The 22,767-nt window shown below is 68.2% G+C and carries 23 protein-coding genes; 13 read left to right on the top strand and 10 right to left on the bottom strand.

The window, feature by feature from the left end; genetic code table 11:
- Positions 1-4: 4 nt before the first annotated feature.
- From AB0B64_RS26320 to AB0B64_RS26310, 3 genes are read left to right on the top strand one after another with little or no spacing between them, the layout of a single operon-like run.
- Positions 5-1,201 carry an OmpA family protein gene (locus AB0B64_RS26320; RefSeq protein ID WP_357957398.1) on the top strand — a complete coding sequence of 399 codons (1,197 nt, stop codon included), beginning with the start codon at positions 5-7 and terminating at the stop codon, positions 1,199-1,201.
- Positions 1,198-3,903 carry an ATP-binding cassette domain-containing protein gene (locus AB0B64_RS26315; protein WP_357957400.1) on the top strand — a complete coding sequence of 902 codons (2,706 nt, stop codon included), beginning with the start codon at positions 1,198-1,200 and terminating at the stop codon, positions 3,901-3,903. The genes AB0B64_RS26320 and AB0B64_RS26315 overlap by 4 nt, the downstream gene beginning before the upstream one ends.
- A gap of 21 nt (positions 3,904-3,924) precedes the next feature.
- On the top strand, positions 3,925-4,611 hold the full coding sequence (locus AB0B64_RS26310) for a hypothetical protein (RefSeq protein ID WP_357957402.1): 687 nt from the start codon (positions 3,925-3,927) through the stop codon (positions 4,609-4,611).
- Here AB0B64_RS26310 and AB0B64_RS26305 read toward each other — a convergent pair.
- Positions 4,579-4,848 (bottom strand): GMC family oxidoreductase, encoded by a 270-nt coding sequence (locus AB0B64_RS26305; protein WP_358180678.1) that lies wholly within the window; start codon positions 4,846-4,848, stop codon positions 4,579-4,581. The two genes, AB0B64_RS26310 and AB0B64_RS26305, sit on opposite strands and share 33 nt — an antisense overlap.
- On the opposite strand from AB0B64_RS26305, the gene AB0B64_RS26300 reads away from it, so the two are divergent.
- The 3 genes from AB0B64_RS26300 (at position 4,841) to AB0B64_RS26290 (ending at position 7,170) form a co-directional block, all read left to right on the top strand.
- Entirely contained in the window at positions 4,841-5,101 is a 261-nt protein-coding gene (locus tag AB0B64_RS26300; protein WP_358180259.1) for a helix-turn-helix transcriptional regulator, read from the top strand. The two genes, AB0B64_RS26305 and AB0B64_RS26300, sit on opposite strands and share 8 nt — an antisense overlap.
- A 316-nt stretch (positions 5,102-5,417) precedes the next feature.
- Positions 5,418-6,017 carry a DUF3887 domain-containing protein gene (locus AB0B64_RS26295; protein WP_357957409.1) on the top strand — a complete coding sequence of 200 codons (600 nt, stop codon included), beginning with the start codon at positions 5,418-5,420 and terminating at the stop codon, positions 6,015-6,017.
- 34 nt (positions 6,018-6,051) lie between these two features.
- Positions 6,052-7,170, top strand: a complete 1,119-nt coding sequence (locus AB0B64_RS26290; protein WP_358180256.1) for an alpha/beta hydrolase — start codon at positions 6,052-6,054, stop codon at positions 7,168-7,170.
- A 56-nt stretch (positions 7,171-7,226) separates the two neighbouring features.
- On the opposite strand, the gene AB0B64_RS26285 is transcribed toward AB0B64_RS26290, so the two are convergent.
- The gene (locus tag AB0B64_RS26285; protein WP_358180253.1) at positions 7,227-8,852 is read right to left on the bottom strand and encodes an ABC-F family ATP-binding cassette domain-containing protein; all 1,626 of its coding nucleotides are present in this window, start codon (positions 8,850-8,852) and stop codon (positions 7,227-7,229) included.
- 270 nt (positions 8,853-9,122) lie between these two features.
- Positions 9,123-9,674 carry a TetR family transcriptional regulator gene (locus AB0B64_RS26280; RefSeq protein WP_358180250.1) on the bottom strand — a complete coding sequence of 184 codons (552 nt, stop codon included), beginning with the start codon at positions 9,672-9,674 and terminating at the stop codon, positions 9,123-9,125.
- A gap of 117 nt (positions 9,675-9,791) precedes the next feature.
- Here AB0B64_RS26280 and AB0B64_RS26275 point away from each other — a divergent pair, with 117 nt between their 5' ends.
- On the top strand, positions 9,792-10,640 hold the full coding sequence (locus AB0B64_RS26275) for an oxidoreductase (RefSeq protein ID WP_358180247.1): 849 nt from the start codon (positions 9,792-9,794) through the stop codon (positions 10,638-10,640).
- Between the two features lie 18 nt (positions 10,641-10,658).
- Here AB0B64_RS26275 and AB0B64_RS26270 read toward each other — a convergent pair whose 3' ends face one another.
- Positions 10,659-10,994: a helix-turn-helix domain-containing protein gene (locus AB0B64_RS26270; protein WP_357957419.1), complete on the bottom strand. Its 336-nt coding sequence runs from the start codon at positions 10,992-10,994 to the stop codon at positions 10,659-10,661.
- A 232-nt stretch (positions 10,995-11,226) separates the two neighbouring features.
- On the opposite strand from AB0B64_RS26270, the gene AB0B64_RS26265 reads away from it, so the two are divergent.
- Together AB0B64_RS26265 and AB0B64_RS26260 are read left to right on the top strand one after the other, a co-directional pair.
- Positions 11,227-11,577: an STAS domain-containing protein gene (locus tag AB0B64_RS26265; protein WP_358180244.1), complete on the top strand. Its 351-nt coding sequence runs from the start codon at positions 11,227-11,229 to the stop codon at positions 11,575-11,577.
- A gap of 173 nt (positions 11,578-11,750) precedes the next feature.
- Positions 11,751-12,011: a hypothetical protein gene (locus AB0B64_RS26260; RefSeq protein ID WP_358180241.1), complete on the top strand. Its 261-nt coding sequence runs from the start codon at positions 11,751-11,753 to the stop codon at positions 12,009-12,011.
- Positions 12,012-12,135: 124 nt separating this feature from the next.
- On the opposite strand, the gene AB0B64_RS26255 is transcribed toward AB0B64_RS26260, so the two are convergent.
- Positions 12,136-12,483: a luciferase family protein gene (locus AB0B64_RS26255; RefSeq protein ID WP_357653615.1), complete on the bottom strand. Its 348-nt coding sequence runs from the start codon at positions 12,481-12,483 to the stop codon at positions 12,136-12,138.
- Between the two features lie 161 nt (positions 12,484-12,644).
- On the opposite strand from AB0B64_RS26255, the gene AB0B64_RS26250 reads away from it, so the two are divergent.
- From AB0B64_RS26250 to AB0B64_RS26240, 3 genes are read left to right on the top strand one after another with little or no spacing between them, the layout of a single operon-like run.
- Positions 12,645-13,202 carry an RNA polymerase sigma factor gene (locus AB0B64_RS26250; protein WP_358180238.1) on the top strand — a complete coding sequence of 186 codons (558 nt, stop codon included), beginning with the start codon at positions 12,645-12,647 and terminating at the stop codon, positions 13,200-13,202.
- Positions 13,199-13,903, top strand: coding sequence for a hypothetical protein (locus AB0B64_RS26245; protein WP_357957427.1), 705 nt, complete (start codon positions 13,199-13,201; stop codon positions 13,901-13,903). Before AB0B64_RS26250 ends, AB0B64_RS26245 begins: the two co-directional genes overlap by 4 nt.
- A 37-nt stretch (positions 13,904-13,940) precedes the next feature.
- Complete coding sequence (locus AB0B64_RS26240) at positions 13,941-14,684, top strand: class I SAM-dependent methyltransferase (protein WP_358180235.1); 744 nt, start codon at positions 13,941-13,943, stop codon at positions 14,682-14,684.
- A 625-nt stretch (positions 14,685-15,309) separates the two neighbouring features.
- On the opposite strand, the gene AB0B64_RS26235 is transcribed toward AB0B64_RS26240, so the two are convergent.
- Positions 15,310-17,244: a glycosyl hydrolase family 18 protein gene (locus tag AB0B64_RS26235; protein ID WP_358180232.1), complete on the bottom strand. Its 1,935-nt coding sequence runs from the start codon at positions 17,242-17,244 to the stop codon at positions 15,310-15,312.
- Between the two features lie 231 nt (positions 17,245-17,475).
- Here AB0B64_RS26235 and AB0B64_RS26230 point away from each other — a divergent pair, with 231 nt between their 5' ends.
- On the top strand, positions 17,476-17,949 hold the full coding sequence (locus tag AB0B64_RS26230) for a hypothetical protein (RefSeq protein ID WP_357957433.1): 474 nt from the start codon (positions 17,476-17,478) through the stop codon (positions 17,947-17,949).
- 42 nt (positions 17,950-17,991) lie between these two features.
- Here AB0B64_RS26230 and AB0B64_RS26225 read toward each other — a convergent pair whose 3' ends face one another.
- The 4 genes from AB0B64_RS26225 to AB0B64_RS26210 are packed head-to-tail and all read right to left on the bottom strand — an operon-like array spanning position 17,992 to position 22,717.
- Positions 17,992-18,888: a hypothetical protein gene (locus tag AB0B64_RS26225; RefSeq protein ID WP_358180229.1), complete on the bottom strand. Its 897-nt coding sequence runs from the start codon at positions 18,886-18,888 to the stop codon at positions 17,992-17,994.
- The gene (locus AB0B64_RS26220; protein WP_358180226.1) at positions 18,885-19,946 is read right to left on the bottom strand and encodes a CU044_5270 family protein; all 1,062 of its coding nucleotides are present in this window, start codon (positions 19,944-19,946) and stop codon (positions 18,885-18,887) included. Before AB0B64_RS26220 ends, AB0B64_RS26225 begins: the two co-directional genes overlap by 4 nt.
- Positions 19,939-20,547 carry an RNA polymerase sigma factor gene (locus AB0B64_RS26215; RefSeq protein WP_357957438.1) on the bottom strand — a complete coding sequence of 203 codons (609 nt, stop codon included), beginning with the start codon at positions 20,545-20,547 and terminating at the stop codon, positions 19,939-19,941. Before AB0B64_RS26215 ends, AB0B64_RS26220 begins: the two co-directional genes overlap by 8 nt.
- 52 nt (positions 20,548-20,599) lie before the next feature.
- The gene (locus AB0B64_RS26210) at positions 20,600-22,717 is read right to left on the bottom strand and encodes a glycoside hydrolase N-terminal domain-containing protein (protein WP_358180223.1); all 2,118 of its coding nucleotides are present in this window, start codon (positions 22,715-22,717) and stop codon (positions 20,600-20,602) included.
- Positions 22,718-22,767 lie beyond the last annotated feature (50 nt).

Raw genomic sequence — 22,767 nt, 5'->3', positions numbered from 1 at the left:
GCTGATGCATCCATCCGTACGCTCGTCCGCGACCTTCCTCTCTGTCGTCGCGCTCCTCGGCCTGTCGCTCAGCGCCTGTTCCGAGGATTGGGAAGGCCCGTCTCCCACGCCCGCAACGGCCTCGCTGGGTTGCGAAATATCGGGCAGCGGCACGCTCGCGCTGGCTGTGGGCTCACACGCGAACGCCCCTGCGCCCCGCATAGATCCCGCCCTGGTCGATCTGATGAAGCAGAGCGTCAAGGCCCGGCACAACATCGTCCTTGTACGGGTCGACGGCGCCCCGGAGGTGGTCTTCGATATCCCCTTCACTAGCAGCGCAGGAAACGACGTCAGCCTGGAGGACGACATCAACTCCTACCTCACCGCGGTCGAGCAGAGGATCAAGGGTGACGTTCCTGCTAAGGCGCCGGAAGTGAATGTGCTGTCCGCGTTATCACGGGCGGCCCGTAGCACCGAGCCCGGCGGCAATGTCGTTCTCATCGATCCCGGTCTGCAGACCACGAAGCCTCTCGATTTCCGAGAAGTAATCGACGCGGAACCGTCCGAAGTGGTCGCGCACTTGCGCAAGCAGCAGCTCATCCCTGACCTCACCGGTCGCAAGGTCCTGCTCTCGGGGCTGGGCGACACCGCCTCGCCTCAGCCCAAACCAGATTCCCGCCTTTACCAGAACATCATCGCTATCTGGAAGGCAATCGCACAGGCCGGCGGGGCCGCCTGCGTCGCGATAGACGGCAAGCCGAACGACCAGGCGGCCCCCACAGGTGTCCCGGCCGTCAGCGTCGTTCCCCTGCCATCCGTGCCCGACACATTCACCGCCTGCAGCCAGGCGGATCTGAGCGACGGCAACCACGTCGGCTTCCTGCAGGGTAGGTCGGAGTTCCGCGAACCCGCCGAGGCGAGGAAAACACTCACCAACCTCGCGAGCACCATTCGCAAAGACGACCTCCGGGTAAAACTCATCGGCAACACCTCATCGGAGGGCTCGCAGGAGCACAACCTCAGGCTCTCCAAGGAACGTGCCAATGCGGTGAAGCAGGAGCTCATCAAGCTCGGTGTGTCCGCTGAAAGTATCACCGCCGAGGGCCATGGCGAGAAGGGGCAGAACCGGATCGACGACGTCGCGCCCGACGGCACGCTGCTACCAGGCCCTGCCGCGCGCAATCGCAAGGTCATCGCCCAACTGACTTGCCCATCCACATGAAACCGATCCCCTACGGTCCGCTCGCTCGACTGACCGACTGGTATCACGGCTGGCGCGACGGCTGGGCGGAAATTCCCTCCCCAGCTGTCCACGGTTCGCGGGGCCGACCTGTCACCACCCCACACCGAGATGCCTTAATACGCCGCGCACAAGACGCCTTCGAACACGAACGACTCCGCTACGAAACGGCCCGCACCAGGGCGCTGGCGCGCAGAGCCGCAGTGTCGGTGGTCAAACCGCATGTCCAGGACCGAGCCGCGCGGGCCGAGAAACAGTTGGCCGCCGTATCCACTCCGCTGTCCACCGAGATGCAAACACAACGACGTCTCGGAGAAGAGCGCCACGATGACCCGATCGTGGTTGCCCGTCGGCTGCGCGAGCAGGGCCGGCAGGTGCGCGCTGCGCAGGACGCCGTCCACGACGCGCACGCGGAGCTCGCCTCTCTTGAGGGGCAGATCGCCGCGGCATCCGAGGAGGCCGACGGGGCCCTCAGTGTGACCACAGCACGTATACGGCGCATCCACGAGCACACTCATCGCAGGCTCGCCGTGTATCGGCGAAGGCTAGTGCGTACGCACCGGCATGGTGCCTGGGTCAACGACGTGCTCAGCTCCCCATCCCCGGAGATCCCAGGCTGGGCGCTGCTCGGCCCGCCCGCTCCCGTGCCCACCAACGCACCGCGACCGCGATGGGAGGAGGGGCCATCACCTGACGAGCCGCCGACGTTGCAGCTAATCCCCCTGGGTGACATTACGGTCTTCGGCACCGATCCAGACGCCGATGTCGTGCTCGACGCGATCTCGGCCGCGACGCGACATTTCACGTTGCGGCGGGAGGGCGCCCGATTTCGCCTATTGGACCACGGGCACGGGCACGGGCCGTACATCGCCGGGCAGCCCGTCAAGTCTGCGATGCTCTCGCCGGGCGACTATTTCGACTTCGCCGACCACCGCTACCGCATTAGCGAAGACGGCTCCGGCCTGGAGGAAACTCCTCTCAGCGGCTGCGCCCTCGTCGTCGCAGAGGTGTACGCCAAGAGTGGCGACAAGTCGCGCCTCACTCGTATGTCGTTCGTTCAGCGGGACAACACCCTGCTCGCGATCCTCGGCCCCTCTGGCGCTGGTAAGAGCTCGCTGTTCTCAGCTCTGCTCGGAGAGCTCGAAACGGATGGCGGCGACATATTCTTCCGCAATCTCGACCTCAAAACCCACGCCCGGCAGATCCGGGAACAGCTCGGCTTCGTCCCACAGGAGATCGAGCTGTATCAGACACTCACGGTACGGCGTCTGCTGCAGTACTCAACATGGCTGCGCAGCCCCTGGCGGCGGCCCGAGCGCAATAGGCGCGTCGAGGAGGTGTGCGCCCAACTCGGTCTCGAAAAGCAGATCGACCAGCTCATCACAACGCTTTCCGGCGGGCAGCGCAGACGCGTCTCGATCGCGCTGGAACTGCTCACCAAACCTCGTCTTCTCATGCTGGATGAGCCCACCTCTGGTCTCGACCCCGGCATGGACCGCGAGCTCATGACGTTGCTGCGCGAGTACGCCGACGACGGCAATACCGTCATCGTCATCACTCACGCGACCGAACACCTGGACAGGGCAGGGCACGTGCTCGTCGTCGTCCAGGACGGTCGGCCGGTCTACTCGGGGCCGCCGGAACTAGTCAGGAGCACGCTTGAGGCCGAGAGTTACGCCGACCTCATGAAGTCGCTCACCCACAATCCATTGCCGCCCGCCCTGCGGTACGCCGACGACAGCCAAGCCGCCGAGGCGGTCGCGGAGGCTGAACGCGCGAGAATGTCGACGGCCCCTCCACCCCGCATGCGCCATCGCGGCACGGCCCGGACCTTCATTCGACAGCTCTCGGTGCTCGTCCTGCGCCAGATTTCCCTCCTGGCCACGCGTGGCGCGTCCAGGAATCGCGGCGATGACGATCGCAAGCTCATCGAGTGGACGGGCAGGAGCAGGGTGGTCCTAGCGCCGTTCATCATCGCCAGCATCTCGGCGGCGCTGGCCGGCTGCGTGACCGGCAAATCCGGCCTTGGCGGCAGCGCGGCGCCGACGGCTCTGAGCCTGCTCACCACACTCTGCGTGCTCAGCGGCCAGGCGCTCACTTATAGCGACATCGTTTCGGACTACCCGATCATTCGAAGGGAGCGCCGCACCGGGACGTTGACACTGGCCGTGTTGCTGGCTCGGTGGCTGGTCTACGCCGTCGTCGCTGTGGCGGAGGCGCTGCTGATAGCCGCGCTGTTCGTCTGGATCAGGCCGGGGCCCGCGCACTCGCTGGTTTTCGGGCCAGCGGTGGAGCTCTTCGTCAGCCTGGCAGCCCTCACCGTGGCGGCGATGTCGCTCGGCTTGCTTATCTCGGTGGTCGCACGAAGGCTGGAACAGGCCGTCGCGCTGGTGACAGCAACGTCAGTCGCGCAGATCGCGCTGAATGGCGTCACGGCTGACCTGTCCGGCAGCCAGCCTTTGACCGCCCTGTCCGCCCTTCTTCCAGACCGGTGGGGACTGGCCGCCGCAGCCTCCTCGCTCGATCTGCGTGCCCTGACCGGTCCCGGAACGCCGAAAGACGCACTGTGGCGGCACGACCTCCACCAGTGGCTGTTCGACCTCTTCGCGCTCGGGATAGTGACGCTCGCCTGCTTTGCGGGGGCCACCCTGTGGCTCTTGCGACGCCTCAGTAGACACCAGTGAACAACTCCAACGGAGACATTCATGTCATCGCCCATCATCTGGCTGATTGCCTGCGTGGCAGCAGGATCATTCATCTTTACGATCCGGTACGTACGCAAGAAGCGGGTCAGCGCCGCCGGAAGCAGGAGACAGGAGGCAGACCAACCCGCGTCATCGTTCTGGACGTGGATGGAGCGCATCGGGTGGCTCTTCAGCATCGTGTCTGGGATCGCAGCAGTCTGGACTCTCGTTGCCCCCGCCTCGCCCGGCCCCGCCTCGGCGAAACCTCCCTCCCCAGATCCATCGTCCGTGGCCACGAGCAGCAACGACTATCTGCTGAAACCCTGCTCGTGGACCATCGTTTGCAACGACGGCGACAAGGTGGACCTTGACACTGGCACCCCTGGGCACGGCAGTTCCTCCATCCAAGTGGGAGCAGCCAGGGAGGGCGGACTGGCCGAAATCATTCTCGAAGATGACCACATCCACGGGCCCGACACGACCCGGCGCTTCGTAATTGCTCCCGGCACGGCCGCCAGTGCCGACGATTGCGTGAACCTGCTTGCGCATGAGAACTACCGGCAGCTCGAGGTTCGGATGGACGATCTCAAGCAGGGCGCCAAGGTCTGCGTTGAGACGAACGAGAAGAAGGTGGCGCTGGTGAGCGTCATGCGGGTCTCATACGAGCCAGTCGAGCTAGAGATCGCCTTCACGACGTGGGAGGTCTAGGTTAGTGGCGGCCACGATCGAGGGCATGACCGACCCGTCGGCGATCCGCAGACCCACGATGCCCCGGACACGCAACTCCAGATCCACGACGGCACGTTCATCAGTGCCCATGGCGCAGGTTCCCACGTGCTGAAAGAACGAACCCGTCGCCAGCTTGACGTACTCGCGGAGTTCTTCGTCGCTTGGGACCGGTCTCGGTGGTGATCGAACCGCGGCCTCGGCACAGATCGTGCCCATCATCGTGGAGGCGTACTCGCTGACGCCACGCGAACGAGAGGTCACCGAATGCGTGGCCCGCGGGCTCAGCACGTCGGAGATCGCCACGCAGTTCCACCTGTCGCCGCACACCGTGCGCGACTACCCCAAGGCGATCTTCGCCAAAGTGAACGTCAGCAGCCGCAGCGAACTGGTGGCCAAGTTGTTCGGCGAGCACTACGGGCCCCTGCTGCACGCGGACGACGCGGATCTGGTGCACGTCTACGACTCCTGAAGTCCGGTGCGGATCGGTCCGTTCAAGCGCGGCCTTCCCCAGGCGATCAGTCGCCGGATGCTTTTCGTGCTGCCGCAGCGTATTATTACGTGCCACAGAAAACAGCACGATATTAAGGAGCACCAGCGTGCTGAAACCGCGTGGCACCGAGGTCTGTCAGCATTGCGGAAAACCCTTCTCCTCCCAGTCAGCACGTGGACGCAGGCGTGAATACTGCGACTCCACCTGCCGTAGCGCCGCGCGACGCATCCGCGACCGCGCCAAGGATGTAAATGAAAGCTTGACATTCTCATCTCGTAAAGCAAATATTGACGACGTGACGGAAGTGGCGGCACCGACCGACCTGGCGGACACAGCCCGGAGGCTGGTGGAGCGACTGAGCGCTCCGGATGCGTCCCCGCTGGACGCGGTGGTCGTCACCCGGGACCTCGCGCGTGCGGTCGACCAGGCCATGCGGGCAGCGGTCGACAGAGCACGCGCGACGGGACACACCTGGCAGGAGATCGGCGACGTGCTCGGCTCCAGCCGGCAGGCGGCGTTCCAGCGGTTCGGCCGGCCACTCGACCCAAGGACAGGAACACCCATGATCGACAAGATTCTGCCCGGCGCCGCCGACCGCGCTGCCGCCCTGGTCGCGGACCTGACCGACGGCCGCTGGGAGGAAGTACGCCGCGACTTCGACGAGACGGTCGCCGCCGGCCTGAGCGCGACCAAACTGGCCGCGACCTGGGCACAGGCGGTCGGCATGGTCGGCGCGTACGAAGGCATGGGTGAGCCGGTGCCCCACCAGGCGGGTGACCACACCATCGTGGACATCCCGCTTTCCTTCGAGGCGGGCGAGCTGACCGCCCGCGTCGCCTACGACGGGGACGGCAAGGTCGCCGGGCTTTTCCTCCGGCGTCCCGACACTGCGTAAACCACTCGAATCAAAGAGATGAAGTGACCCTGTGATGTTCTTACGTGAGTTCGTACGCGCACGGAATGATCGCGCGCCGCGTCTGGGCGCCGGTCTGTGCGCGTTCGCCCTTCTGGTGAGCGGGTGCGGGAGCGGGTCGGCCACCCGCGTAACCGCCTCCCCCATGGCCGCCGTTTCTCGTACGACCCCCGCCTGGGTCGAGGAGGAAGTGAGCTTCCGGGTGGACGGGATGACCGTTTACGGCACCTGGCGCCATCCGGCCCGGCCGGGTGCGAAGGTCCCAGCTGCCCTGATCATCGCGGGCAGCGGTCCCACCGACCGCGACGGCAACAGCGCCGGGCTCAGCGGGATCGACACGTACAAGACCCTAGCCGGGGTGCTGTCTGCCGGCGGCGTGGCGAGCCTGCGCTACGACAAGCTCGGGAGCGGCAAGACCGGCCTCGGGCCGTACGCGTCCAAGATCGCCGACATCGGCATCGCCCCATTCGAACACGAGGCCAGGGCGGCGCTGGACTTCCTGGCCCGGCGGCCCGAGACCGACAAGCGGCGGCTCACGGTCATCGGGCACAGCGAGGGCGCCCTGTTCGCCCTCCTGCTCGCCACGAAATCGAGATCGAAGACGCGCGTCAACAGCCTGGGCCTGCTCGAACCGCTGAGCCGCCGATACCTCGACATCCTCAGCGGTCAGATCACCACCCAGATCAAGGCCCAACAGCAGGCAGGTACGATCACCGGCGCTCAGGCGGCCGAGGTCGAGGACGCCCTGGCCAGGGCCGTCGCGTCGCTGCGCGCCAACGGCACGGTCGCGGCGAACCTGCCCGGCGGATTGTCGAACGTGTTGTCCCCGGCGAACGCGAAATTCCTGTCGGAGGTCGACCGCGAGGACCCGGCCAAAGTGGCGGCCCGGCTCAAGGCGCACACCCCGGTTCTGCTGAGTTGCAGCGATGCGGACATCCAGGTGAGCTGCGACGACGTCGAGCACCTGGCCGCCGGGCTGGCGAAAGCCCCCGCCGCCACCGACTTCATCCGCCTGACCGGGATCAACCACGTACTCAAGGAGGACCCCAGCCGGACCGCGACCCACTACACAGAACCCCTGCCGTTCTCGTCCCAGCTCAAGCAGGCGCTCCCCGCGTTCGTCCGGGCTTACTGAGGACGTTCATGGCAGGCGAATGTGGTGGCCCTGCCAGCGGGCGCGCCACCAGCGCGTCACTCACCGGCGGGACCCCCGGTCTCCAGGAGGCGACCGTCCGCCAGCTCCAGCCACCGTTGTACGCCGATCGCGGCGAGAAAGCGTTCGTCGTGGCTGACCACCACGAACGCTCCCTGGTACGCGATCAGCGCACCCTCCAGCTGCGCCACGCTGACCAGGTCGAGGTTGTTCGTCGGCTCGTCGAGCAGCAGGAGCTGAGGCGCCGGCTCGGCGTACAGCACGCAGGCCAGGGTGGCCCGCAGCCGTTCACCGCCGGACAGCGCCGCCACCGGCAGGTGCGCACGCGCGCCGCGGAACAGGAAGCGGGCCAGCAGGTTCATCCGCTCCGCCGCCGCCATGCCGGGGGCGAAGGCGGCCAGGTTCTCCGCCGCGGTGCGCTCGACGTCGAGCAGGTCGAGTCGCTGCGACAAGTAGGCGACCCGCCCGTCTGCCCGCCTGGTCGTGCCGCCGTCCGGCTCCAGCTCGCCGCTGATCAGGCGCAGCAGGGTGGACTTGCCCGCACCGTTGGGGCCGCTCAGCGCGATGCGCTCGGGGCCGCGTACGGTCAGGTCGACGCCCGGCTCGGCGAACAGGCCGCGAGTCCGCAGGTGTTCGCCGAGGAAGACCGTGCGTCCGGCGGGTACGTTCGTCCCCGGCAGCTCCAGCGCGATCCTCTGGTCGTCGCGCAGCGCCCACCCGGCCTCCTCGAGCCGGGCCTGGGCGTCGCTGACCCGTGAGGCGTGCATCTGGCCCGCTCGGCCGGCCGACTCCTGGGCGCCGCGTTTCATGTTCCCGGCGAAGATGCGCGGTAGCCCGGCGTTCTTGAGGTTGCGGGCGGCGTTGCCCGCCCGGCGCTCGGCCCGCTCGCGGGCCTGCTGCATCTCCCGCTTTTCGCGCTTGAGGTCCTGCTCGGCGCTGCGCACGTTCCGTTCGGCGGCTTCCCGCTCGGCGCGTACGGCCTCCTCGTACGCGGTGAAGTCGCCGCCATAGAAGCGGACCTCGCCTCGGTCGAGCTCGGCGATGCGGTCCATGCGGTCGAGCAGGGCCCGGTCGTGGCTGACGACGAGCAGGCAGCCGGTCCACTCGCCGAGTACGTCGTAGAGCCTGCGGCGCGCGCCGAGGTCGAGGTTGTTCGTCGGCTCGTCGAGCAGGAGTACCTCGGGACTTTTGAGCAGCTGCGCGATCAGGCCGAGCGAGACGACCTGGCCACCACTGAGCGTGCCCAGGCGCCGGTCGAAGCCGATATCCGCGAGGCCGAGCCGGTCGAGCTGGGCACGGGTGCGCTCCTCGATGTCCCAGTCGTTGCCGATCGTGGTGAAGTGCTCCTCGCTCGCGTCGCCTGACTCGATGGCATCCAGCGCGGCGATCACCGGGGCGATGCCGAGCACTTCGGCCACGGTCGGCTCACCGACGAGGGGCAGGTTCTGCGGCAGGTAGCCGAGCACCCCTTCGACGGCGACGCCGCCGGAGGAGGGCCGCAGCTCGCCGGCCATCAGCTTGAGCAGCGTGCTCTTGCCCGCGCCGTTCGGGGCGACGAGGCCGGTACGGCCGCCGCCCACGGTGAAGGACAGGTCGTTGAAGACAGGGGTGTCGTCAGGCCAGGAGAAGGACAGGCCGGAACAGATGATGAACGCATCGGACATGCGACAGACCTCGATACGAGACCCGGGCGCGCGAATGGGCCCGGCAAAGGGACAGGGTTGGGGGTACGACGACGAGGGCCACGTCGGCGGCGGTCATGCGCGCCTGCCGGGGCCGGTCAACCTCCGGTATCACCCGGAGATGTCGTCGTCACCTGCCATGTCTGGTCTCCTAAGGTCTGAACACGAGCGTTTATCACCGTAGCAGCCGTCGGGGCCAGAGCGCGTCGGCCGTCTGCCACTTCTTCTCGCGCAGCCCGGTAAGCAGCCGGGTCAGCGGGCCGGTGGGGTGCCGACTCCTCGCAGCAGGGTGTCGACCACGATGTCGGCGGCCTGTGCGGCGCTCAGCTCGGACAGGTTCGCCGCGGCGTGTTCCATCAGCGACGGCAGGACCGTGGCCACCCAGCCGCGCGGCAGGTCGGAGCGCAGCAGGCCCTCGTCGGTGGCGCGCCGCAGGAAGGCGTCGACCTCGTCGATCAGACTGCGGCGACGCTCGCGGATCGCCATCTCGCGGAGCATGAGGCTCGTTTCCACGGGCCATTTGCGGTTGACGGCGATGATGCCCTCGACGTAGCGATGCAGCGCGACCGCGACCGGGGCCTCGCGCAGTCTGGCGGCCTCGATGGCCTGCTCGACCGCGTCGTAGCGGGCTCCGTAGACGGCGGCCATGAGGTCTTCGCGGGAGGCGAAGCGGCGGTAGACCGTGCGGCGGTCCACCCCCGCCTCGGCGGCGATGGCGGCGATGGTCGCTGAGGGGTCGTCTGCGAGCATGCGGGCGCCCGTGCTCAGGACGCGTTCCAGGTTGCGTGTCGCGTCTGCTCTCACCTGCCCAACATACCCCCCTCGCGTAGCACATGGCATAGCTTTACGTCACAGTTGTGCTGAGATTAAGTCAGTAAGTGCTACATTTATGTGACAGCTAATCGAGCAAAGGAACCACCCATGACCAAGACATGGCTCATCACTGGCGCCTCACGCGGCCTCGGACGCCGCCTCACCGAAGCCGTCCTCGAAGCGGGCGACCAGGTCATCGCCACCGCACGCAACCCCAAACAACTCGATGACCTGGTGGCCCGCCATGGCGACCGGATCCGAGCGGTCGCACTCGACGTCACCGACGCCGCCGCGGCCTCCCGAGCGGTCAAGGCGGCCACCGACGCCTTCGGCGGCCTCGACGTGGTCGTCAACAACGCCGGCTACGGCAACAGCGCACCGATCGAAGAGATGGCCGAAGACGACTTCCGCGCCCAGATCGAGACCAACCTCTTCGGCGTCGTGAACGTCACCCGGGCCGCCCTGCCCGTCCTGCGCACCCAAGGATCAGGAGTCTTCGTACAGTTCTCCTCCGTCGGAGGACGTGTCGGCGGTACCCCCGGAATGGGCGCTTATCAGACCGCGAAGTTCGCCGTCGAAGGCTTCTCCGAAGTCCTCGCCAACGAAGTCGCACCCTTCGGCATCAAGGTCATCATCGTCGAGCCGGGGGCGTTCCGTACCGACTGGCAGGGTTCCTCCATGGAGATCCACCCCGTCGGCCCCGACTACGAGCAGACCGTGGGCGCCATCCACCGCTTCCGACGCGACACCGACGGCACCCAGCCCGGCGACCCCGCCCGCGCCGCCAAGATCATCATTGACGTGGTCCGGGACGACCACCCACCTCGGCGGCTCCTCCTCGGTAGCGACGCCGTCGCCCTCGCCCAGAAGGCCGCCGAGATCCGCGCCGCCGAGACCGAGAAATGGGCCGACGTCAGCCGCTCGGCCGACTACCCCGCCGATGCCGACGAACGCTAGCCACCAGAAACCCGTGCGTCACTCGTGTGGTTGTGGGGTGGTGGGGCGCCCGGGCAGGTCGTGCTGGGTGAACATGTCGATCAGCAGCCGGATCGGCAGGCCGGCCTCGGTCGGGTAGCGGAAGTGCTCGTCGAGGTTGAGGCTGTAGTGGTTGCGGCGGCCGACTCTGTCGCGGGAGAGGTAGCCGGCCTGGTGCAGGTCGGTCACGATGCCTTGCACGGCGCGTTCGGTGATGCCGATGCCGGCGGCGATGTCGCGCATCCGCGCCTGTGGGTCGCGGGCGATCTCCAGCAGGACGCGGGCGTGATGGGTCAGGAACGTCCAAGTGGACGAACGGTCGTCGGATGCGCTCACGGGTCTTCACCTTCTCCGCCCCCGGCGGTTAACAGCAGCTGCGGGGCGGACTGTACCCTCTCTTCCCAGAAGATCCTATGGGGAAAAGTCTTTCCGGTATCGGTCTTCGGGATTAAAGTTCGGATGCGAGGAAGGAATCGCGCCCGTACTCGGCCAGCCCTGAGAGGACGTCATGACCGTCGTGCCGCAGTCGGCCGCCTGCTGAGCGGGCCGTCAAGCCGCCATGCCCCCTTTGAGCCTGGACAGCCAACGCCTGATCACCGGCGTGCTGATCACCGTGACCGGCGAGGTGGACACCACCAACGCCGCCCAATTGGAGACCTACCTCAGTCGGCAGGTCCGTGCCGGCGAGCCGTTGCTGCTCGACCTGGGCGGGCTGACCTTCCTCGACAGCATGGGCCTGCACCTGCTGATACGCCTCAACGCGGCCTTGAGCGAACAGGGTGCCGCACTCCATCTGGCGGCCGTACGCGGCGCACCCGCCCGCATCCTCGAGATCACCGGCCTGTCATCGGCCCTGAACATCCACACCACCGCGGAGCAGGCCATCACCAGCATCCTGGCCGAGCAGGCCCAGCCATAGGAGCCTGCCCAGGACTCATCCGCTGCTCATGCTGGTACTTGACTTCATGTCGACATGAAGTCGCATGCTTGCCCCCATGTCTTCCGAACAACAGGAATCGCTCATCCGGCTGCTGGACGTCGTCGACGCCCTGCCGGACGCTGTCGGGTTGCGCGCACGGTCGTACGAGCTGCTTGATCTTCCGCACGGCTCCGCCGTGGTGGATGTCGGGTGCGGCGCCGGGCGGGCGGATCGTGCTCATCGGGCAGGACTGGGACACCCTCGTCATCGACTCCGACGACCCGGCGCTCACGCGGACCATCGTCCACGCGCGCGCCGACCAGGTGACCAACCCCCGGGCCGCCCGTTCCTATCGCAACCTGCTGCTCGACGCCGGGTTCGAGGATGACCGCCGTGGAGACTGCCGAGCCGGTCTCGTCGAAGGTGCTCTATGAGGCGGTCGGGCCGGTGGGTGGCTCGGCCAGGCGGCTGTTCAAGGTGTGGCGGAAGGCCGGTCTGCGGGTTCACGCGGCGGCCTGACGTCGGCCTCCTGTTAGCGGCGGCCAGTCGGCTCCAGATTTACGAGGCGTGTGCCTTGATCGCCACGCTGGTCAGGGCGAGGAGCAGTTCGAGGTCGGGTTCGGCGTCCACCTGCACGGCCACCCAGGCGCTGTCGGCGCAGGCGTGCACCTGGTCGCAGACCCGCAGATGCGGTTCGAGCCGGTCGATCGCCGCCGCCGTCAGACGCAGGTGCACCTCGTCCCGGCCGGACGGGCGCAGGATCTCGGTGCCCCGCACCGCGAAGGCCACGCCGCGCCGGGTGTCACTGACCGCCAGAGCCGGCCAGGAGCGCAGCTCGGCCATCGCCCGGGCCACATAGGGCCCGTGACGCAGACTCGCCCGCCGCCAGACGGAGATCCCTGCCACAACCTCAATGCTGCTCTACTGCACACCGCATCGCCATGCCGCGTTCTTCAACCGTTATCTGTTATTCAGACGCAAGGGGCCCCCGGGCACGGGTGGAAACACTTGCGGAGATGCCGGACACCTAGTGAGGTGTTCCGGCATTCTTCGGTTAGGAGACACCCGTGCAGGATCAACGCGTGCCACCCGACACGCGAGATCGTTTCGAGGCGCTCTATCTCGCCTGTTATCCGGCAGTACATCGCTATGCGATACGTCGTACCGATTCCGTGGACGACGTCGCCGATGTGATCGCGGAGACCTTCCTCGCCGCGTGGCGGCGGCTGGATGACGTACCCGAGGGCGAGGCCGCCGTGCTCTGGCTGTACGGCGCGGCCCGGCGGGTCCTGGCCAATCACCGGCGCGGCGAGTCGCGCCGTACCGCGCTGGCCTCGCGGCTCCGTGGCGAACTGGCCGTCGGACAGGGGCAGACGGCCGCCGACCCACGGACCGAGGCTGTACGCACCGCTTTCGCCGCCCTGAACGCGGCCGACCGGGACGTGCTCGCCCTGGCCTGCTGGGAGGAGCTGACCGGCCCGCAGATCGCCAAGGTGCTGGGCTGCAGCAGCACCGCCGCCCGGCTCCGGCTGCATCGGGCCCGCAAACGACTGGCTCGGCTGCTCGACACGACCGCGACGGACGAGGTCACCGTGATGACCGCGCTGAGGGGAGAAACCCGATGAACAAGATCGACCGCATGGTGTCCGCCATCGATCCGGCCGCCGAGTACGCCGAGCCTTCCATGGGCCAGGGCGTTCAGGACCTCCTCGCGGAGATCGTGGCGACCCCGCCCGCCCGCCGTCGGCCCTCCTGGACGCCGATGCGTCGTCCCGTGCTGGCGGGGGTGGCCGTCGCGGGCATCGCCGCGGCCGCGCTGGTGGCCGTGCCGTTGGTCTCCGGGGCGCCGAGTGCGGCGTACGCGGTGGTGAAGAACGCCGACGGCACCGTTCAGGTGACGGTCAAGGAGTTCCGGGACCCCGACGGGCTGGAGGCCATGCTCAGGAGCGCGGGGATCGTGGCTGACGTGACGTTCACGGAAGCGGACAAGCAGTGCGCCCGTGGGCGTTTCGTCGGCGCGGACCTGGCCTACGACCCGCCGAGCACCAAGAACATGACCGAGCAGCAGCGCAAGGAGTTCGACAAGCCGGACAACTGGCGCTCCCGAGACGTCGCCGCGCCGATCAACAAGGACACCTTCGTGATCTCCCCCCGTTTCATGCGCCCGGAGGAGACGCTCGTCCTGGAGTTCCGACCGGGTAACTACGCCGGAATGGACTATGCGTTCCTCCCCTATCTGGCCAAGGCCGGCAGCCCGATCGCGCCCTGCCGGCTCGTGAAGGCGAACTCCGATGAGGAGCTCGCCAAGAAGCTGGCCGGAAACTGAGTACAGCCGAGCACGCTCTGCGGCATACCGTGGCCTGATGGCTGACGATATGTTCGAACATCCGCGTCTGGCCTCGATCTATGACGCGCTCGACCCCGACCGTGGTGATCTGGACGCGTATGTGGCCATCGTCCATGAGCTCGGTGCCCGTACCCTGCTGGATGTGGGGTGCGGGACGGGGACGTTCGCGCTGCTCCTGGCCGGTCGCGGCGTCGACGTCATAGGCGTCGACCCGGCCCGCGCGTCGCTCGATGTCGCGCGGGCCAAGCCGAACGGCGAGCGGGTGCGCTGGCTCCACGGTGACGCGACGGCCCTTCCCCCGATGCAAGTCGATCTGGCCACCATGACGGGAAATGTCGCCCAAGCGATCATGGACCCGCGCGATTGGGAGGGGACGTTACGTGGGGTCTACGACGCGTTGCGGCCCGGTGGACATCTCGTGTTCGAGACCCGGGATCCGGCGAAACGCGCTTGGGAGGGGTGGGATCGCGCGGCGACGTACAAGGTCACCGAGATTCAGGGCGTCGGCGCGGTGGAGAGCTGGTGCGATGTGCTCGACGTCAGCGGGCCACTGGTGACCTTCCGCGGGACGCACGTCTTCGGCTCGGACGGGCAGGTGCTGACCTCGCACTCGACCCTGCGCTTCCGCGAGCGTGACGAGGTCGAGGCGGCGCTGGTCGCCCATGGGTTCACCGTGGAGGAAGTACGTGGTGCGCCCGACCGGCCCGGCCTGGAGTTCGTGTTCTTCGCCCGGCGGCCCCCGGCGGTCAGTGTTCTTTGAACAGGGTCCTGCACAGCCGTGCCCTGAGTCCCTGCAGCCGGACGCAAGCCGAGCGGTGCTTGGCCCTCACATGACGGCGGGTCTTCGCGGTCTTGACGCGATGTTTCCGCTCGACAGCAGGATGGGCAGCCTTCCGAACTACCCGATGAGCAACTCGATGAGCAGCCGGACGGGCAACTGGGCGGGCAGCGGGAGGGGCAGCGGGCTTCGGCGCCGCGTTGACCTGCTCAGGGGCTGACGGCGCGGCCTCACCGGTCGTGACCGACATCGCCGCCACCCGTGGCCGCAGCGACGATTGACGCTCCTGTACGGTCCGGCCCACCGAGTATCCGAGCCCGCTACCGAAGCCCATGGCCCCGGCGAGCGCCAGCGCCATGCACGCCGATCCCCACCGCCGTCGTGGCGGGGTCGGTGTCCTGCGAATGAACGCTGACGGCGGAAGCATGTCCATCATCATCACCCCCGGAGATCATGAGCTGACAGTTAGTGGGCGATCACGAAGCGTTATGACTTCAAGATTTCCACGCAGCTCCCGGGTCAACCCTCCAACCGGGCAGGAAAGCCGAAAGGGCCGGCCCCGCGACGCGGAACCGGCCCGGACAAGGCCCTCAGAAGGTGAGGATGGTCACCCCAGGCCGCTCTTCATGGCGGTGATCAGCTCACCGCCGGTGGTGTCGCCGCTGAGCTCCCAGAAGAACGCGCCGCCCAGGCCCTGGCTCTTCGAGTAGCTCATCTTGCCGCCGATCGTGCTCGGGGTGTCGTAGCTCCACCATTGGCCCCCGCAGTAGGCGTACGCGGTGCCGGCGACGGTGCCGGTGGCCGGGCAGCGGGTCTTGAGCACCTTGTAGTCCTCGATGCCCTGTTCGTACGTGCCGGGCGCCGGCCCTGTCGCCGTGCCGCCGGGGGCGGACTGCGTGACCCCGCTCCAGCCGCGGCCGTAGAACCCGATGCCGAGCAGCAGCTTGTTCGACGGCACGCCCTTGCTCTTGAGCTTCTGGATGGCGTTGTCGGAGTAGAAGCCCGGTGTCGGGATGCCCGCGTACGAGGTGAGCGGCGAGTGCGGGGCCGTGGGGCCCTGCGCCGCGAAGGCGCCGAAGAAGTCGTACGTCATGACGTTGTACCAGTCGACGTACTGAGCGGCGCCGCCGTAGTCGGCCGCGTCGATCTTGCCACCGCTGGTGCCGTCGGCGGTGATGGCCGCGGTGACGAGGTTGCCGGACCCGAAGCGGGAGCGCAGGGCCGACATGACGTTCTTGAACGCCGCCGGGCCACTGCTGTCGCAGCTGAGACCGCAGGCGTTCGGGTACTCCCAGTCGATGTCGATGCCGTCGAACACGTCCGCCCAGCGCGGGTCCTCGACCAGGTTGTAGCAGGAGTTGGCGAAGGCGGTCGGGTTCTGCGCGGCCTGGCCGAAGCCGCCGGACCAGGTCCAGCCGCCGAAGGAGAACAGCACCTTCAGGTTCGGGTACTTCTTCTTGAGCTTGCGCAGCTGGTTGAAGCTGCCGCGCAACGCGCCCGCGTCCCAGGTGTCGGCGACGCCGTCCACGCTCTCGCCCGCCTGGTAGAAGCGGTCGTAGTCGGCGTAGCTGTCGCCGATGGCGCACTGCCCGTTCGTCACGTTGCCGAAGGCGTAGTTGATGTGGGTCAGCTTGGCGGCCGAGCCGCTGGTGTCGATGCTCTTGACGTGGTAGCCGCGCTGGTAGACGCCCCACTGGACGAAGTACCCGAGCACCTTGTTGCCGCCGCCGGTGCACCCGGTGGTCGCGCCGGTGACCTGGGCGCTGGCCGCGGACTCGCCCACCGAGTTGTACGCCTTGACCGTGTACGTATGCGACGTACAGGCGCCCAGCGACCCGATGGTGGCCGACGTACCGGTCACGGTCGCCTTGACCGTGCTCCCCTCGTAGACGCGGTAACCGGTGACGGTTCCGGAAGAGGCGCCCCACGACAGGGCGATCGAGCTGCCGGTCGTGCCGGTGACACTGGGCGTGCCGGGCTGGCCGGGAGCGCCGGTGCCGCCCGGGGTGGTGGCGGTGACGGAGTTGCCGGCGGCCGAGACGTTCCCGGCGGCGTCACGGGCGCGGACCGTGTAGGTGTAGCTGGTGGCGGCCGCGAGCCCGCTGTCGGTGTAGGAGGTGCCGGTGACCGTGGTCACCCGCGTCGAGCCGCGATAGACGTCATAGCCGGTGACGCCGACGTTGTCGGTGGCGGCGTCCCAGGCCAGCGAGACGCTGCTGGAGGTGGTGCCCGTCGAACGCAGGTTGCCGGGCACGGACGGCGCGGTGGTGTCGGTGCCGCCACCGGTGACCGGTTTCCACAGGGCGGGTACGTTCGGCGGCTCCCAGCCGGGCTGGGACGTATGACTCTGGACGCACTCGTAGTCGACGCCGTTGTAGGTGACGCGGGTCCCTGCCGTGTACGCGGTCCACGGGGCCCAGGCGGCGGCGAAGGCGACCGAGCTGGCGCCGTACGCGCCGGTAGGTGCGGCGACCGTCGCGGTCAGCGGCAGGAGCAGCGCCGCCAGGACCGCGAGGCCCTTCTTCAGGATCGTGTGTCTCATGGTGGTCCGACCTCCGGCGGTTTTGGGGGTGGGTGGGAGGCCCGACAAGAAACTTATAGGAAAGTTTCCTGTCAATTATGAGACGACGCTAGCCGCCGCCTGCGAGATCGTCAATACGGGCGGTCAATTTTTGTCATACACGGAATTAACACCCGGCCCGGCAGTCTTCATCGTGACCGGCCGGTCGTCACAGCTCACAACCCTCAGAGAACCGTCAGAGAAGAGAGTCACATGAGACGCGCACTCGGTGCCGCCATCATCGCCGTGGCGGCCTTCGGCACCACCGCTGCCGTGTCCGCCCCCGCATTCGCCTCGGACGACCCGTCACAGCCCCAGCTGATCACCAGCGACCAGGTCGCGCCCATCCTGGAGTGCTCGGAGCCCGACGTCATGTTCAAAGGCGAGGAGGGCAAGAGGATCAGCCTCAAGGACGGCCGGTTCGAGGATGAGGACGGCAAGCTCATCAGGGGTAAGAAGATGCGCGTCTTCTCGGAGCGGCTGGGCCCCGAGGACGACGCCTGCGGGCCGGACGAGAAGATGAAGTGCGTGGTCAAGCACCGCGAAGGCGGCCGGGTCAATGTCCGGTTCCGCGATGAGAAGGGCGTTCTGCACAAGCGCGCCTTCAAGAGCAAGAAGGGCGCGGAGTTCTTCACGAAGAAGGACAAGCACGTCATCAAGTGGGTCGGCTGCACCGTCGTGCGCTGATGCCTGACGAGGACTCGCCCTGACGGGCGAGTCCTCGTGGCCCTACTTGCCGTCCGGGACGGCGGGCTGCTCGTTCGTCCAGCCCACCTTGTACGTCTCCACCTTGGTCTTGGCCGGGAACGGCTTCCCGTCGACCGTGGTGTCGGTGTACTCGGCCAGCAGCGTCATGGTCTTGGCGTCTATGAGGAGTTGCTGCTTGAGCACCGTGCCCTTGGTGGTGAGCGTCGGCAGGGCGAACTTCTGCCCGGAGCGGTTCAGCGGATCCTGGGCCCGCCCGACGTCGGTGACGCCCTTGGTGGTCTTGAACGCCTGGAAGGCGGCGCTCCTGACCTTCTGCGGGACCGGGTTCTCCCAGAGCATCCGGCTCAGATCGATGGCCACGTAACGGTCGAGGTGGGACTCCCAGTCCTCGATCTTGGAATTCGGGGCGGTGGTCTTCGCCTCGTCCGCGGCCTCCTTGATCCAGGTCTTCACGCCGGCGACGACATACTTCTTGAGGGCGACCGGATCCGACGGCAGATCCTGGAGCTGCTGGTACGTCACGTACCTCTCGCCCAGGCGGAAGCCCTTGGGGGCGTCTTTCGTCGGCCCCACGTGCCCCTCACCGGGCTCCGTGGACAGGGAGATCTTCATGCCTTCCGTACGGTAGGTCCACGAGGTCGGGGAGCCGTCGGCGCGCCAGGCCGCCTCGTCCTTCTCGGTCTTGGGCCGAGCCCCAAGCGGCCGGAAACCGAACCAGCTCTTGCCCTCAGGTGACTGCCAGACGGTGGACGCCTGCCGCTCCGCCAGCCAGTAGCCGCTGCCGACCGGACGCGGATGGGTCCTGCTCAGGATCGTGTCGACCCGCCAGTACTTGCCCTCGGGCGGGGTCGCCTGCGCGGGTACGGCGAGCGCTCCGGTGAAGGCCAAACCGGCGACTGCGGCGATCAGCGATCTCACTTGTGCTCCTTCAGTGGGTTGTCATCTGTCCAGACGCTCTCCTGGATCGCGGTGAACTCCAGGAGACGGCCATCGTCCGTGGCGCGCGTCTCGATCGAGAGGGGCTTCCCGGTGGCCGGATCGATCACCAGCCGGGTACGGGTGCCCCCCGCGTACTCGGTCACGGGACGCTGCGCGGACTGGTATTCGAGGGCCTGCCCGATACGCCCGAGCGTGTCCGTCACCTGCCCGACGGCCGAGACCCCGGGCATCGACGCGAGCAGCCGGTAGGCGGCGGCCCGGGTCTCGCTCGTCACCGGCGCGTACACGAGCAGGCTCACGGCGTTGTCGACGAGCACCCGATCGTCCACGTCGGAGAAGAGCGCACGCAGCCCCTCGGGAGTCGTCGGCACCTCGTTCATCCTGGTCAGCGGCTTACCGGCCAGGAGGATGCGGAAGTCCCAGTCCTCGCTGGAAAAGGTCCACGGCTTGCCCCGCGCCGCCCGGACGATGCCCTCGGCCCGGTCGTCGGTGATCAGGCCGGGCGTCTTGCCCTGTCCGTAGATCCAGGTCGTCGGCGCGCCGGCCGCCCGCCAGGCGGCCGCGCCCTCGGAGCCCACGGGCACGGCGCCGAGGTAGGTCTCGCGGTACCAGGTAAGGGCCTCCGGATCCGCTGGGATCCAGGATTCCATCGACTTGCTCTGCCGCAGCAGGTAGTGGTGGCCCGGGTCGTAGAACTCGCGGCCGTCGACCACCTTGCTGCCCCACCAGGAGCCCGCGTCGGGCGTCGCGGCCACCGAGGTCGCGGCGGCCAGCAGGATCTGGTTGGCGCTCATCGGGGCGACCGCACCGTGCGTGGCGGGCGGCCCGCCCGGCGACACGGAGGTGGTGGCCAGCAGGGCCACGGCGGCCGCCCCGGCCAGGCCGAGCCCCAGCGTGCTCCATCTGGCGGCCCTGCGGCGCCGCCGTGCCCCCTCGTGAGCGAACGCGCCGACCAGCCGTTCGCGCCCGGCCCGCCGGACCTCCGGCGACAGCGGCGGCGCGGGCAGCAGTTCGCGCACCGCCCGGTAATCATCCATCAGAGCCTCCAAGCAAGGGATTGACGCCGCCCAGGGCGGCACGAAGCTTCCTGCGCACCCGTGACAGACGGGACCCGACGGTGCCGTACGGGATGCCCAGCGCCTCGGCCACCTCCCCATGGCTCAGCTCGCCCAGGGCGCTCAGCAGCAGCACGTCCCGGTCGCCGTCCGAGAGCGCCTGCAGCTCCGCCGTGAGCCGCGCCTGCTCGTTCGCGGCGTCGACGCGGCTGACCACGCGTTCCTCGTGACCGTGGTCCGTGCCCGCGGGAGCGGCCGCGCTGCGGCGCAGCGCGGCCAGCTTCCTGGTCTCGGTACGGCGATGGATCGCGATCAGATTAGAAGCGATGCCGTACAACCAGGGACGCACCTCCCCGCGTTCGCGATCGAACGTGGTGCGCTTCCTGAACGCGGTGAGAAACACCTCGGCGGCGAGGTCGTCGGCGGCCTCCTGACCGAGCCGCCTGCCCAGGTACGCGTGGATCTCTCCGATATAGCGGTCGTAGAGCTCCCCGAACCGCTCGGGTTTTCGGTACGACGCCTCCACCAGGTCCGCGTCGCTGATCGCCCCCGAGGGATCAACGAGCCGGAGCCGAGCCGTCATGTTGGCAGTCACACCTGTACTCAACCGATGGGGCGATCTGCTTTCACGGCCCTCAGCCGTCGATGGCCACCAGGTGCGGTTCGCCCGCGACCAGCTCGACCTCCTCCCGTTGCCCGGAGGCGCGGTGGATCAGGGTGATCCGCTGGTCCACGGGCGAGCGCAGCACCGCCCGCACGCTCCCCTCTCCCCAGGTCAGCTCCTCGACGACGACCCGCCCCCGGCAGGTGACGCCGCGGATCGTCCCCTTCGGCAGCAGCTCGGGTACGGCGGGCAGCAGCTCCACGACCCCCGGCCGGGAGTCCACCAGCAGCTCGATGACCAGCCCGTGCAGGGTGTGCGCGGCGTCGGCGTTGTAGATCTCCCGGCCCGGGTTGTGCGAGGTCATGAGCGATCGGAACAGCATGTCTGTGCCCAGGATCTTCATCAGGTTCGCCTGGGCCAGCCCCGCGTCCTTCAGCCGGGCCGCCGCCAGCGCCCGGTGCAGGCTGCCGTGAGCCGACAGGTTCTCGTCGCCGCGCAACTCCAGGGCGCGGTGCGCGGCCGCGGCCAGCTCCGGCTCGTCGTCGGGGTTGATCTCGTGCAGCGGCCACACCGGATAGAGGTGGCTGACGTGCCGGTGATCCTCGTGCGGGGCCGCCTCCCACGCCCACTCCGTGAGCGCGCCCCGCTCGTCGATCCGGTACGGCGGCAGCCGCTCGGCCAGCGGTGATCCGGCCAGGCCCAGGGCGTGCCGGGCCGCCGCGATGTCCATCGTAGCGTTGACGCTCGCGTACGAGGAGCCCTCGGGACCCACCTCGGGCGAGAACGACGGCACGATCACGAAGTCGGCCCCGGCCAGGAACTCCTCCCAGAACGCCGCCGCCTCCGCCAGCCAGCCGGGCAGCTCTTCGGGCAGGTCACCGGTGACCTGGTGGTGCTCGTGGAGCGGGTACAGCAGCCAGTCGGCCCCGGCCAGCCACATCGTCCACGGCCAGTCCTCGTCGAAATGGAACAGGTAGCCGCTCTCCCCGTCGGTACGGCTCGGCGCGAGGATGCCGTCGACGCCGTAGATCTCGCGGGCGTTGACCCGCCAGTGGTCGATCTGGTCGCGGATCAGGGCGGCGTACCCCGTCATGAGCTCGGGCATCGCGCCGATGTTCACCCCGGCCATCTGCAGGTTGAGGTTGGCGTCGGTGGTGAAGTCGCCCGACCAGGCCGCTCCCCACGCGCCGAGCCAGAGACCGGTGAGCCGGGGTGGCAGCACGCCCGATGAGCTGAGCAGCAGGTAGCGGCCCGAGTGGAACAACCGCTCGACCAACGCGGGACCAGGCTCAGCGATCAGCTCGCGGACCGGCGGGTCCCCGGCCACACCCAGGTCGAGGGTGACCCGCTCGTAGATGGGCCGATGGATGGCGACATGCCGCGCCAGCAGCTCGTCGTACCGATGCCCGGCCAAGGTTGTGAGAGCGGCCTCCAGCCGGTCGGTGCCCCAGCCGGGCTCCTCGTACCGGTCCAGCTTCGTCAGCAGCAGCGTCTCGCCCCGCGTCACCACCGCGTCGCCGGACACGGAGACGTCGGCGGCCAGGACGAGCGTCAGCCCCTCGAACCCGGCGGCGCCCAGCCCGGCCGGATAGGCGCCGCGAGCACTCAGGAAGACGTGCCCATCCTTCTCGTAAGCAGTGGTCTGGTAGAGGACGTCGTCGGGCTTGCCCGGCAGCTCGCCCGTCAGACGCAGCCTCAGCTCACCGGTCAGCCGCTGGACCACGACGGAGTCGGCCCGCGAGACGAACGCGTGGTGTGCGCGCCCACCCGACGTGACCGCGATCTCCCCGGTCGCGAAGTCGGTGACCCGCCGATACGGCCCGGCGGCGAACGCGCCCTCGACGACCAGCTCGTACCCCGGATGGAACGCCTGCGTCCAGGCCAGACTCCGCCCATCGGCCACCACCCGCTGCGCCTCGGCGGCCCGCCCGGACAGGATCAGCTCGCGGATCTCCTCCAGCCGGTCGGCGATGGCGGGCGGGCGCAGGTCGCGGGAGCCGTTGGGCAGGACGAAGCGGTGATGGTCGAACACCACGCGCTGGGCGTGCGGCTCGCCGTAGACCATGATCCCGTACTCGCCGTTGCCGGAAAGGAACGCGTCCTCCCAGGTCAGCGCGGGCTCTGTGTCGTGAATGCGGTGCGCGGGCATCGGACCTCCGGCGGCGGGAAGCGCTTTCCCAGCCACCCTATTAAATGCTA

This window comes from Nonomuraea sp. NPDC049129 (assembly GCF_040648495.1).
GTDB lineage: Bacteria > Actinomycetota > Actinomycetes > Streptosporangiales > Streptosporangiaceae > Nonomuraea.
This window is presented reverse-complemented; position numbering and strand designations above follow the sequence as displayed.

Coding starts and splice junctions, on each gene's coding strand:
- AB0B64_RS26320 (WP_357957398.1), top strand. CDS start 5: ATGCATCCATCCGTACGCTCGTCCGCGACCTTCCTCTCTGTCGTCGCG.
- AB0B64_RS26315 (WP_357957400.1), top strand. CDS start 1,198: ATGAAACCGATCCCCTACGGTCCGCTCGCTCGACTGACCGACTGGTAT.
- AB0B64_RS26310 (WP_357957402.1), top strand. CDS start 3,925: ATGTCATCGCCCATCATCTGGCTGATTGCCTGCGTGGCAGCAGGATCA.
- AB0B64_RS26305 (WP_358180678.1), bottom strand. CDS start 4,848: ATGGGCACGATCTGTGCCGAGGCCGCGGTTCGATCACCACCGAGACCG.
- AB0B64_RS26290 (WP_358180256.1), top strand. CDS start 6,052: ATGTTCTTACGTGAGTTCGTACGCGCACGGAATGATCGCGCGCCGCGT.
- AB0B64_RS26285 (WP_358180253.1), bottom strand. CDS start 8,852: ATGTCCGATGCGTTCATCATCTGTTCCGGCCTGTCCTTCTCCTGGCCT.
- AB0B64_RS26275 (WP_358180247.1), top strand. CDS start 9,792: ATGACCAAGACATGGCTCATCACTGGCGCCTCACGCGGCCTCGGACGC.
- AB0B64_RS26245 (WP_357957427.1), top strand. CDS start 13,199: ATGAACAAGATCGACCGCATGGTGTCCGCCATCGATCCGGCCGCCGAG.
- AB0B64_RS26240 (WP_358180235.1), top strand. CDS start 13,941: ATGGCTGACGATATGTTCGAACATCCGCGTCTGGCCTCGATCTATGAC.
- AB0B64_RS26235 (WP_358180232.1), bottom strand. CDS start 17,244: ATGAGACACACGATCCTGAAGAAGGGCCTCGCGGTCCTGGCGGCGCTG.
- AB0B64_RS26230 (WP_357957433.1), top strand. CDS start 17,476: ATGAGACGCGCACTCGGTGCCGCCATCATCGCCGTGGCGGCCTTCGGC.
- AB0B64_RS26220 (WP_358180226.1), bottom strand. CDS start 19,946: ATGGATGATTACCGGGCGGTGCGCGAACTGCTGCCCGCGCCGCCGCTG.
- AB0B64_RS26215 (WP_357957438.1), bottom strand. CDS start 20,547: ATGACGGCTCGGCTCCGGCTCGTTGATCCCTCGGGGGCGATCAGCGAC.
- AB0B64_RS26210 (WP_358180223.1), bottom strand. CDS start 22,717: ATGCCCGCGCACCGCATTCACGACACAGAGCCCGCGCTGACCTGGGAG.